Source organism: Streptomyces sp. NPDC086080, assembly GCF_044540255.1.
Lineage (GTDB): Bacteria > Actinomycetota > Actinomycetes > Streptomycetales > Streptomycetaceae > Streptomyces.
This window is the reverse complement of the sequence record NZ_JBITRU010000005.1, coordinates 189,371-202,745: the sequence shown is the minus strand read 5'-3', so window position 1 is coordinate 202,745 and position 13,375 is coordinate 189,371. Positions and strand designations below refer to the sequence as shown.

14 protein-coding genes are annotated in these 13,375 nt (G+C 72.8%); 10 read left to right on the top strand and 4 right to left on the bottom strand.

Going from position 1 to position 13,375, the window contains the following annotated elements; genetic code table 11:
- Nucleotides 1-27: 27 nt before the first annotated feature.
- A complete protein-coding gene (locus ACIF9R_RS08795) occupies nucleotides 28-333 on the top strand; it encodes a helix-turn-helix domain-containing protein (RefSeq protein WP_399976243.1) in 306 nt (101 codons plus the stop codon).
- A gap of 36 nt (nucleotides 334-369) precedes the next feature.
- Here ACIF9R_RS08795 and ACIF9R_RS08790 read toward each other — a convergent pair whose 3' ends face one another.
- Together ACIF9R_RS08790 and ACIF9R_RS08785 are read right to left on the bottom strand one after the other, a co-directional pair.
- On the bottom strand, nucleotides 370-1,089 hold the full coding sequence (locus ACIF9R_RS08790) for a hypothetical protein (protein ID WP_399976240.1): 720 nt from the start codon (nucleotides 1,087-1,089) through the stop codon (nucleotides 370-372).
- A 30-nt stretch (nucleotides 1,090-1,119) separates the two neighbouring features.
- The gene (locus ACIF9R_RS08785) at nucleotides 1,120-2,115 is read right to left on the bottom strand and encodes an EamA family transporter (protein WP_399976238.1); all 996 of its coding nucleotides are present in this window, start codon (nucleotides 2,113-2,115) and stop codon (nucleotides 1,120-1,122) included.
- A gap of 223 nt (nucleotides 2,116-2,338) precedes the next feature.
- On the opposite strand from ACIF9R_RS08785, the gene ACIF9R_RS08780 reads away from it, so the two are divergent.
- Nucleotides 2,339-2,791: an NUDIX hydrolase gene (locus tag ACIF9R_RS08780; RefSeq protein ID WP_399976236.1), complete on the top strand. Its 453-nt coding sequence runs from the start codon at nucleotides 2,339-2,341 to the stop codon at nucleotides 2,789-2,791.
- 26 nt (nucleotides 2,792-2,817) lie between these two features.
- On the opposite strand, the gene ACIF9R_RS08775 is transcribed toward ACIF9R_RS08780, so the two are convergent.
- A complete protein-coding gene (locus ACIF9R_RS08775; RefSeq protein WP_399976647.1) occupies nucleotides 2,818-3,054 on the bottom strand; it encodes a GntR family transcriptional regulator in 237 nt (78 codons plus the stop codon).
- Nucleotides 3,055-3,208: 154 nt separating this feature from the next.
- Between ACIF9R_RS08775 and ACIF9R_RS08770 the strand changes: the two genes are divergently transcribed.
- Together ACIF9R_RS08770 and ACIF9R_RS08765 are read left to right on the top strand one after the other, a co-directional pair.
- Nucleotides 3,209-3,460 carry a hypothetical protein gene (locus ACIF9R_RS08770; RefSeq protein WP_399976234.1) on the top strand — a complete coding sequence of 84 codons (252 nt, stop codon included), beginning with the start codon at nucleotides 3,209-3,211 and terminating at the stop codon, nucleotides 3,458-3,460.
- The gene (locus tag ACIF9R_RS08765) at nucleotides 3,457-3,741 is read left to right on the top strand and encodes a hypothetical protein (protein ID WP_399976231.1); all 285 of its coding nucleotides are present in this window, start codon (nucleotides 3,457-3,459) and stop codon (nucleotides 3,739-3,741) included. The genes ACIF9R_RS08770 and ACIF9R_RS08765 overlap by 4 nt, the downstream gene beginning before the upstream one ends.
- A gap of 34 nt (nucleotides 3,742-3,775) precedes the next feature.
- Here the strand turns inward: ACIF9R_RS08765 and ACIF9R_RS08760 are convergent, their stop codons facing one another.
- Complete coding sequence (locus ACIF9R_RS08760; RefSeq protein ID WP_399976229.1) at nucleotides 3,776-6,937, bottom strand: FAD-linked oxidase C-terminal domain-containing protein; 3,162 nt, start codon at nucleotides 6,935-6,937, stop codon at nucleotides 3,776-3,778.
- A gap of 293 nt (nucleotides 6,938-7,230) precedes the next feature.
- Between ACIF9R_RS08760 and ACIF9R_RS08755 the strand changes: the two genes are divergently transcribed.
- From ACIF9R_RS08755 to ACIF9R_RS08730, 6 genes are read left to right on the top strand one after another with little or no spacing between them, the layout of a single operon-like run.
- Nucleotides 7,231-9,420, top strand: coding sequence for an ATP-binding protein (locus ACIF9R_RS08755; RefSeq protein ID WP_399976226.1), 2,190 nt, complete (start codon nucleotides 7,231-7,233; stop codon nucleotides 9,418-9,420).
- Nucleotides 9,417-9,824, top strand: coding sequence for a roadblock/LC7 domain-containing protein (locus ACIF9R_RS08750; protein ID WP_399976223.1), 408 nt, complete (start codon nucleotides 9,417-9,419; stop codon nucleotides 9,822-9,824). The genes ACIF9R_RS08755 and ACIF9R_RS08750 overlap by 4 nt, the downstream gene beginning before the upstream one ends.
- On the top strand, nucleotides 9,821-10,168 hold the full coding sequence (locus tag ACIF9R_RS08745) for a DUF742 domain-containing protein (protein WP_399976220.1): 348 nt from the start codon (nucleotides 9,821-9,823) through the stop codon (nucleotides 10,166-10,168). The genes ACIF9R_RS08750 and ACIF9R_RS08745 overlap by 4 nt, the downstream gene beginning before the upstream one ends.
- Nucleotides 10,149-10,790 (top strand): GTP-binding protein, encoded by a 642-nt coding sequence (locus tag ACIF9R_RS08740; RefSeq protein ID WP_399976218.1) that lies wholly within the window; start codon nucleotides 10,149-10,151, stop codon nucleotides 10,788-10,790. The genes ACIF9R_RS08745 and ACIF9R_RS08740 overlap by 20 nt, the downstream gene beginning before the upstream one ends.
- Nucleotides 10,787-12,022 carry a cytochrome P450 gene (locus ACIF9R_RS08735; protein WP_399976216.1) on the top strand — a complete coding sequence of 412 codons (1,236 nt, stop codon included), beginning with the start codon at nucleotides 10,787-10,789 and terminating at the stop codon, nucleotides 12,020-12,022. The genes ACIF9R_RS08740 and ACIF9R_RS08735 overlap by 4 nt, the downstream gene beginning before the upstream one ends.
- Entirely contained in the window at nucleotides 12,019-13,278 is a 1,260-nt protein-coding gene (locus ACIF9R_RS08730; protein ID WP_399976212.1) for a cytochrome P450, read from the top strand. Before ACIF9R_RS08735 ends, ACIF9R_RS08730 begins: the two co-directional genes overlap by 4 nt.
- Nucleotides 13,279-13,375: the final 97 nt, after the last annotated feature.

Sequence of the window (13,375 nt, the reverse complement as noted above, 5' to 3'; positions counted from 1 at the left end):
GATTCCTGTTGAAAGAAGGACAGGGCCATGAATCTTGGCTCCATGGACGACCTGACGACCGACACCACTCCCGGGAACCGCGAACGGATCGACGCCATCAAAGCGGCCATGGTCGACGCGGAGCGGGGACACGCGCTGGCCGCACTCCGCAAGGCTCAGGACCTCACCCGGGTTCAAGTCGCCAAGGCGATGGGCGTCACTCAGGGCCGGGTCAGCCGGATCGAGCGGGGCACCGCTCGCCTGGACACCCCGACGATGGCGGCGTACCTGCACGCCATCGGTGGCGAGCTGACCATGACGGCCACGGTGGGAAACCTATCGGTGCGTTTGTAGGACGGGACGCACCGCGGGGCGGTGCGCCCCGCCGACTCACGCTCCGCGCGTGAAGGCCACGTCGGTGATGTCGCGTTCCAGGACGACCCCCTGGTAGCCGTAGGTGCCGATCGCGGGCACCTTGAGGATCAGGCAGAACCGGTCGGTGGAGGCGACCGTGTCCGCTATCCGGCGGTAGAAGCGGCGCAGGAAGTACGCGGCGGCGTGATTGGTGAGCGCGGTCTGTCCGCAGATGAGGACGACGGGACGCTCCCCGCCCGGCGCGGTGAACTTCGCGAGCAGCACGTACGCCTCGTTCCCGCTGTCCCATCGATGGCGTACCCCGCCCGCCTCGATGGCCAGCGGATGGTCCGGGTGGGTGTAGGGGTGGAACGTGACGCCCGGGAGACTGTGCGCGAGATGACCCGCGCTCCGCACGTTCGAACCGAGCGGACCCCCGATGCAGAACTCGGGCCTGTTCCCGTTCCCGCCCCGGAAGTCGTCACCGCGGACGACCTCGACCTCGCACCCCAGACCGTGGCCGAGGACGGCCGCCTCGATCATGGCCTGCACGTCGTGGTGGTGCGTGGTGCCCGGAGCGTCGTACTTGTTGTTCATCACGATGAGGCAGGTGTCGCCGGGACGGGCGCCGACGACACTCATCCGCACCCGCAGGTCCCGGCTGTGCTTGCCGCGCTGCCACAGCCACACCGCCAGGCCACTCAGGCAACTGGCCAGCAGCCCCAGCACCAGATCGCCGAACGCCCCCGCCAGCATGCCGCTCCCCCCCTGTGAGTGCCCCGTACCCTACCCAGGTCCGCCGTCGTCCGTGCCCCGGCCGGCGGCGTCGGGAGCCGTCCCCGGGGTCCCCCGCGCCTTCCGCCGCCCCACCTGCGTCCGTACCGCGCCCATGCTCGCCGCGATGACCAGGGCGATGGCGGCGGCCTCGGCGGCGGAGAGGGCCTGGTCGAGGATCAGGAAACCGGCGGCGGCGGCGAGGGCCGGTTCCAGGCTCATCAGGATGGCGAAGGTGGAGGCGGGCAGGCGGCGCAGGGCGAGGAGTTCGAGGGTGTACGGCAGTACGGAGGACAGCACCGCGACCGCCGCGCCCAGGCCGAGGACCGTCGGGTCGAGGAGCTTCGTACCGGACTCGGCGATACCCAGCGGCAGGAAGAGCACGGCCGCCACCCCCATGGCGAGGGCGAGCCCGTCCGCCTGCGGAAAGCGGCGCCCCGTACGGGCGCTGAAGACGATGTACGCCGCCCACATGGCACCGGCACCGAGCGCGAAGGCGACGCCCAGCGGGTCGAGGCCGCTGAACCCGCCGCCGCCGAGCAGGAACACACCGGCGAGGGCCAGTCCGGCCCACACGAGGTTGATCGCCCGCCGGGAGGCCAGGACGGACAGCGTGAGCGGACCGAGGACCTCCAGCGTGACCGCCGGGCCCAGCGGGATGCGGGCCAGGGACTGGTAGAAGAGCCCGTTCATCGCGGCCATGGCGACACCGAAGACGATCACCGTGCCCCAGTCGGCGCGCGCGTGCCCGCGCAGCTTCGGCCGGCACAGCACCATCAGCACGATCGCGGCCACGAGCAGCCGGAGCGCCACCACCCCGAGAGCGCCGGCCCGCGGCATCAGCGTCACCGCCAGCGCCCCGCCGAACTGCACGGAGACCCCACCGGCGAGCACCAGCCCGACCGGGCCCAGGGAGCCGCGCCCGCGCGGGGCACCGGCCGGCGCAGGCGCAGGGGCGTGGCCCGTCCCGGGGGCGGTGGACGGGGTGGCGGCGCTGGGGCTGGTCACGGGACCTTCCAGGGACGTCGGAGCGGGCGCTGACTGGTACCGAGTGTGCGCCCTGATGGACTGCCCGGTCCAGCGTATTGAACCGAGTCAGCACCGTAGAGCGCTATATACCTGACGATGACGCCCGCGCCCCGCCCCGGTCAACTCCGTCCACCACGTGGAACCCCACCAGGTACCGTTCCCGGTGGTGACACCCCCGTCCGTTCCCAGCATCCGAGGCCCCGTGCGACGCCTTCTCGTCCGTCTCTGGCGACTCCTGCGCCCCTTACAGAGCCGCATCATGTGGTTGCTGCACGCCAAGTTCGTGGTCGGCGTGACCGGCGTCGTGCGCGACGACGAGGGGCGCGTACTGATGCTCCGCCACCGCATGTGGCACCCGGCCCGCCAGTGGGGCCTGCCGAGCGGCTTCGCCCGCAAGGGCGAGGACTTCCGGGCGACCGTGGTGCGCGAGGTCAAGGAGGAGACCAACCTCGACGTGGAGGTGGGCCGCCTCGTCATGCTGAACAGCGGCCTGCGCATCCGCGCGGAGGTCGCCTACGAGGCCCGCCTCCTGGGCGGCGAACTCCGCCTCGACCCCTTCGAGATCATCGAGGCCCGCTGGTGCCACCCGGACGACCTGCCCGAAGGCACCCAGCCGGCGTGCGGCCCGCTGGTACGGGGCGAGACGGCGTCCTGAAGGGCGTCAGCCCGTAGGCGGGGGCACTACGCCCCCGGGCGCTCGGCGACGAAGGAGCCGAGGCCGGGTTCTGTGTAGATAAGCCCTTCCGCACGCAAACCCTTGTGCACCTTCTGGGCAGTCACCGCCGCGATGCCGAATTCCGCTGTGATCTCCACGACGGACGGGATACGAGTGCGTGGCGGATAGGTGCCGTCCTCGATACGGCGGCGAATCACCTCGGCCACTTGGCGCCAGCGGGGGATGTCGGCAGCGAACTCCATCACCGAACCACCATGCGCAGACAACAGCATCCTGCGCGATACGCAGTACACCGCTTATACCGCAGTAGACCATAGTAGGGTGACGAAAGAACCCCGGCGACGGATGCCGCCGTCCCGGGGTGTGGCCACCAGATGAACCTATGGAGCTGATGACATGACCGACCTTATCGGCCGCCTTCTCGCGTGGGTGGACCTGCTGCTGAACCCGGGCGGGGCCCATCGCCGTGCCAGCTCCCGCGCGGTGTTCTCGTCCGTACCCGCCTCGCCTCGCCCGGCGGCGACTCGGCCGATCCTCCCCTCGCACCGCAGCCCTTACGGCCTGCCCTCCGTCTTGGACGGAGCCGAGACCGTAGCCGTGCGCCCCTACGTCACCGCCCCCTGGTTCCCGGAGAGGCAGGCGGCATGAGTGAACCGCGCGAGCCGCGTCTGCTGCCCTGGGCCGGGAGTGAGGGCAAGGCGTGCTACCTGGTCAGCGATGATCACGGCGGTCCGGTGTCGCGGCTCGCCGACGCCACCGAGGCCGTGCAGCTGGGGATGGGGCGGGAGTTGCTCGCCCATGCGCGGGAGCTCCTGCCGGACGCACCGCGCGGTGAGCTGCGCCACCTCGCCGAGTGCCTCACCCACGCCCTCACCGACGCGCTGCGGGTGGCGGAGAGCCGGGGACGGAGGCTGGAGCGGCTCAACTGAGCGCGTCGAGGACAGAAGGGTGGCGGCTGCTCACCTATTTCTCCAGGGCCGCCGCCAGCACCTCCGCCAGGTGGCGTCCCCGTACGCCCGCGAGCTGTTCCAGTTGCGTACGGCAGGAGAAGCCGTCGGCCAGGACGATCGCGCCCTCCGGGGCATCCCGGACCGAGGGGAGCAACTGGTCCTCGGCGCAGGCGGCCGAGACCTCGTAGTGGCCCTTCTCGAAGCCGAAGTTGCCGGCCAGGCCGCAGCAGCCGCCCGTCAGTTCGCCGGTGAGGCCGGCCGCCGCACGGAGCCGGCGGTCGGGGTCGTCGCCAAGCACCGCGTGCTGGTGGCAGTGGGTCTGGCCGGTGACCGGACGGTTCACCGGCGGTGGGGTCCAGTCCGGGGCGTACCGCTCCAGGGTTTCCGCGAAGGTCAGGACACGTGCGGCGAGTTGCGCCGCGCGGGGGTCGTCGTGGAGGAGTTCCGGGGCGTCCGTGCGCAGAGCGGCCGCACAGCTCGGTTCCAGGACGACCAGGGGGGCATCGGTGGCGAGGACCGGTTCCAGGAGGTCGAGGGTGCGGGTCAGGACCGTACGGGCGCGGTCGAGCTGACCCGTGGAGAGGTAGGTGAGGCCGCAGCAGACGCGGGATCGGCGGGCGGTCAGCAGGGACAGGGCCGAGCGGGTGCGGGCGTCGCCCACCCTGCCGGTCGTCCGCAGGGTCGGCGGCAGCGCCACCCGCAGGCCCGCCGCCTCCAGGACGCGTACGGCGGCCCGGCCCACCGAGGGCGACAGGTGCTCGGTGAAGGTGTCCGGCCAGAGCACCACCAGCGGGCCTTCGACCGGCGACTGGCGCCGGCCTCCAGCAGAGGACTCGGACCCGTCCCCGACAGCTGGCGCAGGCCTGTCCCCGGCCGGCGGGCGGCCAGACCGGTCCCCGGCAGAGGACCCGGACCCATCCCGGACACAAGACTCCGGCCCGTCCCCGACAGAAGACGCAGACATGCCCCCGGACAGGGGACCCGGCCGACCTCCGGCAGAGGGCTCAGGCCCGTCCCCGGCAGCAGGCACCGACCTGCCCCCCGCCGGCGGGCGGCCAGACCGGTCCCCGGCGGAGGACCGGCCTGGGCCGCCCTCACCCGGGAGGCCTGGCCGCCGCTGTCGCCACCAGCGGGTGAATGTCTCGCCGGCCACGCGCGGGATCTCCCGCTCTCCCGCGATTCCCCCCAGCCGCTTCGCCACCCGGGCCAACGGGCCCACCGAAGCCAGCGCGTTGACCACGCCCGCCAACCTCGTCCGGGCCACCCAGCGCAGCCACACCGGAAGCCACCCCATCGCGTAGTGCGCGGCGGGACGGCGGCGGCCCGCGTAGTGGTGGTGGAGGAACTCCGCCTTGTACGTGGCCATGTCGACCCCGACCGGGCAGTCCGAGCGGCAGCCCTTGCAGGACAGGCACAGGTCCAGGGCGTCCCGTACCTCCGTGGAGCGCCAGCCGTCGGTGATCAGTTCGCCCGCGAGCATCTCGTGCAGGAGGCGCGCGCGCCCGCGCGTGGAGTGCTCCTCCTCACCCGTCGCGCGGAAGGACGGGCACATCACCGCCGGCCCCGACACCGACGTCGTACGGCACTTGGCGACGCCCACGCAGCGCCGTACCGCCGCCGGGAAGTCGCCGCCGTCGGCGGGGTAGCCGAAGGCGACGTCCACCGGTTCGCGCGGGAGGACGGAGAAGCGGAGGTTCGCGTCCAGGGGGGCGGGGCGGACCAGCATGCCGGGGTTGAGCAGGTCGTCGGGGTCCCAGACGGACTTCAGGCGTGCGAAGAGGGCGACCGTCTCCGTGCCGTACATGCGCGGGAGGAGTTCCGCACGGGCCTGGCCGTCGCCGTGTTCGCCGGAGAGGGAGCCGCCGTGGGAGACGACCAGGCCGGCCAGCTCCTCCGAGAAGCGACGGAAGCGGGCGATGCCCGGCGCGGTCAGCAGGTCGAAGTCGATGCGGACGTGGATGCAGCCGTCCCCGAAGTGCCCGTACGGGGCGCCGCGCAGGCCGTGGTCCGCCATCAGCGCCCGGAAGTCCCGCAGGTACGCGCCGAGCCGGGCGGGCGGTACCGCGCAGTCCTCCCAGCCGGGCCACGCCTCCGTCCCGTCCGGCATCCTGGTCGCCGTGCCGCTCGCGTCCTCCCGGATCCGCCACAGCGCGCGCTGCCGGGCCGGGTCGGTGACCACCAGGGCGTCCAGGACGTCCGCCGCGCGGACGATCGTCTCCGCCCGCGCGCGCGCCTCCTCCGCCGTGTCCCCGCCGGTCTCCACGAACAGCCAGGCGCCCCCGCGCGGGAGGTCCGCCCCGGACGGTACGAGATCGGCCGCCATACCCTCCACTGTCAGCGGGCCGTGCTCCAGCAGTCCCGCCGCCGCCTGCGCGGCCCCGCTCTCGTCCGCGTACGCCAGCACGGCGAGGGCACACGCGCGGGGCGCCCGTACGAGGTCCACGACCGCTTCCGTGACCACGCCCAGCGTGCCCTCCGCGCCGCAGAGGGAGCGGGCGACATCGGCGCCGTTCTCGGGCAGCAGGGCGTCCATCGCGTAGCCGGAGATGCGCCGCGGGAGGTCCGGGAAAGCCGTGCGCAGGTGCGCGAGTTCGCCGTCCACCAGGTCCCGCAGTCCCGCCGGGGCGCCCGCCCATGCCCGTCCCGGGCGCAGTCGCTCCCCGCGCGGGGTGACGACCGACAGCTCGCGCACGCTGTCGGCCGTCGTCCCCCAGGCCACCGAGTGGGAACCGCAGGAGTTGTTGCCGATCATGCCGCCGAGGGTGCAGCGGCTGTGGGTGGAGGGGTCCGGGCCGAAGCGCAGACCGTGCGGGGCGGCGGCCTCCTGGAGGCGGTCGAGGACGAGGCCGGGCTGGACGACGGCCGTGCGCGCCCGGGGGTCGAGGGACAGCAGGCGGTTCATGTGGCGTGTGAAGTCGAGCACTACGCCGGTGCCGGTCGCCTGCCCCGCGATCGACGTGCCCCCGCCGCGCGGCACCACGGGGACGCCGTACGTCCGGCACACCGACAGCGCCGCCGCCACGTCGTCGGCGTCCCGCGGGACCACCACGCCGAGCGGCACCCGGCGGTAGTTGGAGGCATCCATCGTGGTCAGGGCACGCGCGGTCGTGCCGAAGTCGACCTCGCCGCGCACGGCGGCGCGCAGTGCGGCCCGCAGTTCCCGGTGATCCGTCATGCCCTCAGGATGCCTCCGCGGCGGCCGGGAAGGGGCGACGGCGCACACGGTTCACGGCGCCCCCGGACTCCCCGCCTCCCTGCGATTTACCGAATACGGAAGCGGAATCTCCCCAACCTGGTCACGAACTCTCATATAGTGACCGCGAGTTGCGCTCAGTTGTCGGACCTCGTTCGGATAAGCGACCCCAGAATCAGGTCCGGCGTCCCCATGGAACCCCACCCGTAGGGCCGCGCGGAGACGACGGCGCACGCCCGCGGACCGACCGAGGACCCGACCGAGGACCCTGATTGATGACCTCCCCCCTGCTCCCCGGCGACCGCCCCACCCCCCGCAGCCTGTTGCCCGTCCCGCTGCTCACCGCGGCGCTCGCCGCGCTCGCGGTCGTCGCCGCACTCTTCCTCGTCCCGGACGCCGCGGTGGATGCCACCCTGGTGATCGGGACGATCGCCGCCGTGCTGCTCTGCGCGGCCGCCACCGTGGCCATGTACTCCATACTCTCGGCCCGTGCGGCACGGACGCGGCTGGAGTCCGTCACCCAGGACGTCGGACGGCTGCTCCAGGAGCGGGCCCGGCTGACCGAGGACTCCCGCCGCCAGCACGAGCGGCTGACCGGCGAACTCAACCGGGAACGCGCCCGTCTGTTCGCCGAGTTGGACCAGGAGCGGGCCCACCTCGCCGAGACCCTGGCCGCCGAACGGGACCGGCTCACCGAGCAACACGCCGATGACCTCGCACGGTTGATGCGGGAGCACGCCGACACGCGAGCCCGGCTCACCGAGACGCACACCGCCGAGACCGAGCGCCTCACCGACGAACACGCCAAGAAGCTGCACCTCATCACCGAGGAACACGCGGCCCACACCGCCCGGACGGCCCGCGACCACGTCGAGGAGCTGAAGCGGCTGGAGGAGGCGCGGGACGAGCTGATGTCCGAGCGCGACCGGCTCCGCGAACAGAACGCGGTGCTGACCGCGAAGCTGCGCGAGGCCAACGGCATCCGTGCCGCCGCCGTCTCCGCGACCGCCAACGCGGCCGGACGCATGCAGGCGCTCTCCACCGGCATGCTCGCCGACCTGCGGGCGATGGAGGAGAAGCACCACGACGAGGAGGTCCTCGCCGATCTGCTCCACCTCGACCACCGCACCGCGCAGGCGGGCAGGCTCGCCGACTCCATCGCCGTCCTCACCGGCGCCCGCTCCGGCCGCCGCTGGGCCCGGCCCATCGCCATGGAGTCGATCCTGCGCGGCGCCATGGGCCGCATCAGCGGCTACCAGCGGGTCCGCGTCCACTCCACCAGCGACACCGCCGTCGCCGGGCACGCCGCCGAGGGCGTGATGCACGCGCTCGCCGAACTCCTCGACAACGCGGCGAACTTCTCGCCGCCGACCGCCGAGGTCCATGTCTACGTCGAGGAAGTCCCGGCCGGGGTCATCGTGTCCGTCGAGGACAGCGGGCTCGTGATGGGCGAGGCGCAGCTGCGCCGCGCCGAACGCGCGGTCTCCGGCGAGTCCACCGAGCTCGGTGGACTGACCGGCACCCGGCTGGGCCTCGCGGTGGTCGGCCGGCTGGCCCGGCGGTACGGGCTCCGGGTCTCCTACCGTCCCTCGGCCCGCGGTGGCACGGGCGTACTGATTCTCGTCCCGCAGGACATCCTCGTACCGGCGGACGCGGCGCCCGCGACCCCGCTGCCGGCCCCGGCGACGCCCGGCCGCAGCACCCCGTCCACCCCCAGTGTGTCGTCCGGCACCACCCCGCCCGACCCCAAGGACGCGAAGGACTCCGTGGACTCCGTGCACAGCGCCGACCCGGCGTCCGACGGCCTCCCCCACCGCCGGGGCGGCCGCACCGTGACCACCCCGGCCGCCACCACCACGGACCGGCCGGAACCGGAGACCAGCCACACCACCGCCCACGGCAGCGACTCCACCCCCGGCACGGGCACAACCACCGGCACCGGCACCACGTCGGCCGAACGCCCCGCATCCCCCGCGAGCGTCCGCCCCGCACCCTCCTACGCCGCCTCCCGCGCCGGAGCCGACCTCGACCCCGACCCGGTCCCCACCCACGAGTCGCCGTCCCCGGACCCGGACCCGGACACGACGGAGGCCCTCGTGCTGCCCCGCCGCCGCCGGGGACGGACCCTGGCCGAGGCCGAGCGCGGCCGTTCCGGCAGCGGCCGTCCCTCCGAACCCCGGCCCGCCCCGACGGCCGAGGAGACGAGGGCCCGCACCGCCCGCTTCAGCAGCTTCCGCCAGGCGGTCCGCACCCCCACCCCGGACGACACGGCCGACCCGGACACCGGCATCACCCCGGACGCCCCCGGCGGAGAAACCGGCACAGCAACCGGCACAGGATCCGGCACAGGATCCGGCACAGGCACAGAACCCCGAACCGGCCCCGGCGGCACCCGTATCACCCCCGACCAGACCCCCGAACCACAGACCACACCCGCGACCCCGGAAGGCGACACCACCTCATGACCGGCACGACGACCGCCGACGACAAGCTCACCTGGCTGCTGGAGGGCCTGCTGGAGCGCACGCCGGGCGCGCGGCACGCGCTCGTGCTGTCGCGTGACGGCCTGAAACTGTGCCGCACCCCGGAGCTGTCCGCCGACCAGGCCGACCAGCTCGCCGCGATCTCCGCCGGCATCCAGTCGCTGTCGCACGGCGCCTCGGTCGAGTTCGGCGACGGCAGCGGCGGGGTGCGCTCGGCGATGACCGAGTTCTACGGAGGCGTGCTGTTCATCGTCGAGGCCGGCGACGGCGCGCACCTGGCCGTCGTCACCAGTGAGGACGCGGACGCCGGGCTCATCGGGCACAACATGAGCGAACTCGTGGAACAGCTCGGCGAGCACCTGACCGCGCTGCCGCGCAGCTCATGAGCCGGCCCGGCAGGGACGACGCACCCGACCGGCTGTACACCCTCACCGGGGGACGCAGCCGGTCCGGTCCCGACAACCCCTTCGACCTGGTGACCCTGGTCGTCGCCGAATGCGATCCGGTGCCCGGCATGCAGTCCGAGCACGCGGCGATCCTGCGGATGACCGAACGCCCCACGGCGGTCGTGGAGATCGCGGCCGAGCTGAAGCTCCCCGTGAGCATCACCCGGATCCTGCTCTCCGACCTTCAGGCGGCGGGCCGGGTCAGTGCCCGTCACCCCCGCAAGGCCGCCGTACCCGACCCCGACATCCTGGAGCAGGTGCTCGTTGGACTCCGCAACCTCTGACCCGCGCACGGAAACGGTCACCGAGACCCGTACGCCGCTGGGCGCGTCGGCCGACAACGGCCTGAAGATCGTGGTCGTGGGCGGCTTCGGCGCCGGCAAGACGACGATGGTCCGCTCGGTCAGCGAGATCCGTCCCCTCAACACCGAGGAGACGATGACGCAGGCCGGCGAGGCCGTCGACGACACCAGCGGGGTGAGCGGCAAGACCGCCACCACCGTCGCCTTCGACTTCGGGCGCATCACGCTCGACTCGCACAACGTGCTGTACCTGTTCGGCGCGCCCGGCCAGGAACGCTTCTGGTTCCTGTGGGACCGGCTGTTCTCCGGCACGCTCGGCGCGGTCGTGCTGGTCGACACCCGGCGCATCGACGACTCCTGGTACGCCATCGACCGGCTGGAGCAGCACGGCACGCCGTTCATCGTGGCCTGCAACGACTTCGGCGGCGCCACCTTCACCCCGGCGCAGATCCGCGAGGCCCTCGACCTCGACCCGCACGTCCCGCTGGTCAACTGCGACGCACGGTCCCGGGAGTCCAGCAAGATCGTGCTGATCACGCTGGTGGAGCACATCCAGGCCCTGTACGCCGACCCTGCCCGAGCCCCCCGTCAGGAGCTGGTGTGAGTCCCGCCACCCATCCGAACGCCGTCCCGTTCAGCGGCCCCCTGCTCCAGGGCGATCCGGCCCGGGTGTACCGGGAGTTGCGACGCGACCACGGCAGCGTCGTCCCCGTGGTGCTGGACGGGGACGCGCCGGCCTGGCTGGTGCTCGGCTACCGCGAGCTGCACCAGGTGACCGGCGACCCGGTGCTGTTCAGCCGCGACTCCGAGCTGTGGAACCAGTGGGACAACATCCCCGACGACTGGCCGCTGCTGCCGATGATCGGCCGCAAGCAGCCGTCGATCCTCTACACCGTCGGCGAGCGGCACCGTGAGCGGGCCGGGATGCTGGTGAACGCGCTGGAGGCGGTCGATCCGTTCGAACTGCGCGGGTACGCCGAGAAGTTCGCGGACGAGCTGATCGACGCCATCTGCCCCAAGGGGACCGCCGACATCATCGCCGAGTTCGCGATGCTGCTGCCGGTGCGGGTGCTGGCCCGGCTGTTCGGCTTCTCCGACGAGCAGGGCCCTGCGCTGGTCACCGCCCTCAACGACATGATCGACGGCCGGGAGCGCGCGCTCGCGGGCCAGATGCACCTGTTCACGTCGATGACGGAGCTGGTGGCCGCCCGCCGGGTCGCGCCCGCGGAGGACGTCGCGTCCCGGATGCTCGCCGACACCTCGGGGTTCACCGACGAGGAGATCGTCCAGGACCTGATGGTCATGTCGGCGGCCGGGCACCAGCCGACCGCCGACTGGATCGGCAACTCCCTGCATCTGATGCTCACCGACGCCCGGTTCGCCGCCTCCCTCTTCGGGGGCCGCAACAGCATCGCCGAGGCGATGAACGAGGTGCTGTGGGAGGACGCGCCGACCCAGAACGTGGCCGCCCGCTGGGCGTCCCGTGACACCCAGCTCGGCGGGCGCCGGGTGCGCGCCGGCGACATGGTGCTCCTCGGCGTCCAGGGCGCCAACTCCGACCCCCAGGTGCGGACCGACAGCTCCGCGCTGACCGGCGGCAACGGCGCCCACTTCTCCTTCGGCCACGGGGAGCACCGCTGCCCGTTCCCGGCGCAGGAGGTCGCCGAGGTGATCGCCCGGACCGGTATCGAGGTCGTACTGGACCGGCTGCCGGACATCGACCTCGCGGTGCCTGCCGCGCAGCTGACCCGCCGCCCCTCTCCGTGGCTGCGCGGCCTGTCCGAACTCCCGGTCACCTTCACCCCCACTCCCGCCCTTGGAGGCAAGCGCGTATGACGGCCGCTACGGACACCACGACGACGGGTACCGAGCAGTCCCGGATCCACCTCGACCCCTTCGTCTCCGACCTGGACGGAGAGAGCGCGGCGCTGCGGGCCGCGGGGCCGCTGGCCGCCGTGATGCTGCCGGGCGACGTACCGGTGTGGGCGGTCACGCACCACGCCGAGGCGAAGAAGCTGCTCACCGACCCGCGTCTGGTGAAGGACATCAACGTCTGGGGGGCCTGGCAGCGCGGCGAGATAGCCCCCGACTGGCCGCTGATCGGGCTGGCCAACCCGCCCCGCTCCATGCTCACCGTGGACGGCGCCGACCACCGCCGGCTGCGCACGCTGGTCGCGCAGGCCCTCACGCCCCGCCGGGTGGAGCGGATGCGGGAGCGGATCACGGAACTGACCGAGGGGCTGCTGGACCAGGTGGCCGCCGCGTCCGGTCCGTCCGGTGACCCGGTCGACCTCAAGGCGCTGTTCGCCTACCCGCTGCCGATGTACGTGATCGCCGACCTGATGGGTCTTGCGGAGGAGCGGCTGCCGCGGCTGAAGGAGCTCTTCGAGAAGTTCTTCTCCACGCAGACCCCGCCGGAGGAGGTCATCGCGACACTGACCGAGCTCGCCGGGATCATGGCCGAGACGGTCGCGCACAAGCGCGAGCACCCGGGCGACGACCTGACCTCCGCGCTCATCCAGGCGTCGGAGGACGGCGACAGCCTCACCGACGAGGAGATCGTCGCCACGCTCCAGCTGATGGTGGCGGCCGGCCACGAGACCACGATCTCCCTCATCGTCAATGCGGTGGTCAGCCTCTCCACCCATCCGGAGCAGCGGGAGCTGGTGCTGTCCGGCACGGCGGACTGGTCGGCGGTGGTGGAGGAGACGCTGCGCCACTCGACCCCCACCTCACACGTCCTGATCCGGTTCGCGACCGAGGACATCCCGGTGGGTGACAAGGTCCTGCCGGCCGGCGACGCGCTGATCGTGTCGTACGCGGCGATCGGCCGGGACGAGCAGGCGCACGGCCCGACGGCCGGCGACTTCGACATCACCCGGGAGAGCGCCAACCGGCACATCTCCTTCGGCCACGGCCCGCACGTGTGCCCCGGCGCCGCCCTGTCCCGGCTGGAGGCCGGTGTGGCCCTGCCGGCCCTGTACGCCCGCTTCCCGAAGCTGGACCTGGCGGTCCCGGCGGGTGAGCTGCGCAACAAGCCGGTGGTCACCCAGAACGACCTGTTCGAGCTCCCGGTGAAGCTCGGCGGGTGACCGACGCGGGTGGTGGGCCGGACCTCCCCCCCGGTCCGCCCACCACCCGTCCGCCACCTGGCCGGTCCGTCTCAGCGGACGGACGATGTTTCGCCGG

What these genes read in the sequence shown, in the direction of transcription:
- ACIF9R_RS08795 (WP_399976243.1), top strand. Translation starts at nt 28, where the DNA reads ATGAATCTTGGCTCCATGGACGACCTGACGACCGACACCACTCCCGGG.
- ACIF9R_RS08790 (WP_399976240.1), bottom strand. Translation starts at nt 1,089, where the DNA reads ATGCTGGCGGGGGCGTTCGGCGATCTGGTGCTGGGGCTGCTGGCCAGT.
- ACIF9R_RS08775 (WP_399976647.1), bottom strand. Translation starts at nt 3,054, where the DNA reads ATGGAGTTCGCTGCCGACATCCCCCGCTGGCGCCAAGTGGCCGAGGTG.
- ACIF9R_RS08770 (WP_399976234.1), top strand. Translation starts at nt 3,209, where the DNA reads ATGACCGACCTTATCGGCCGCCTTCTCGCGTGGGTGGACCTGCTGCTG.
- ACIF9R_RS08765 (WP_399976231.1), top strand. Translation starts at nt 3,457, where the DNA reads ATGAGTGAACCGCGCGAGCCGCGTCTGCTGCCCTGGGCCGGGAGTGAG.
- ACIF9R_RS08760 (WP_399976229.1), bottom strand. Translation starts at nt 6,937, where the DNA reads ATGACGGATCACCGGGAACTGCGGGCCGCACTGCGCGCCGCCGTGCGC.
- ACIF9R_RS08755 (WP_399976226.1), top strand. Translation starts at nt 7,231, where the DNA reads ATGACCTCCCCCCTGCTCCCCGGCGACCGCCCCACCCCCCGCAGCCTG.
- ACIF9R_RS08750 (WP_399976223.1), top strand. Translation starts at nt 9,417, where the DNA reads ATGACCGGCACGACGACCGCCGACGACAAGCTCACCTGGCTGCTGGAG.
- ACIF9R_RS08745 (WP_399976220.1), top strand. Translation starts at nt 9,821, where the DNA reads ATGAGCCGGCCCGGCAGGGACGACGCACCCGACCGGCTGTACACCCTC.
- ACIF9R_RS08730 (WP_399976212.1), top strand. Translation starts at nt 12,019, where the DNA reads ATGACGGCCGCTACGGACACCACGACGACGGGTACCGAGCAGTCCCGG.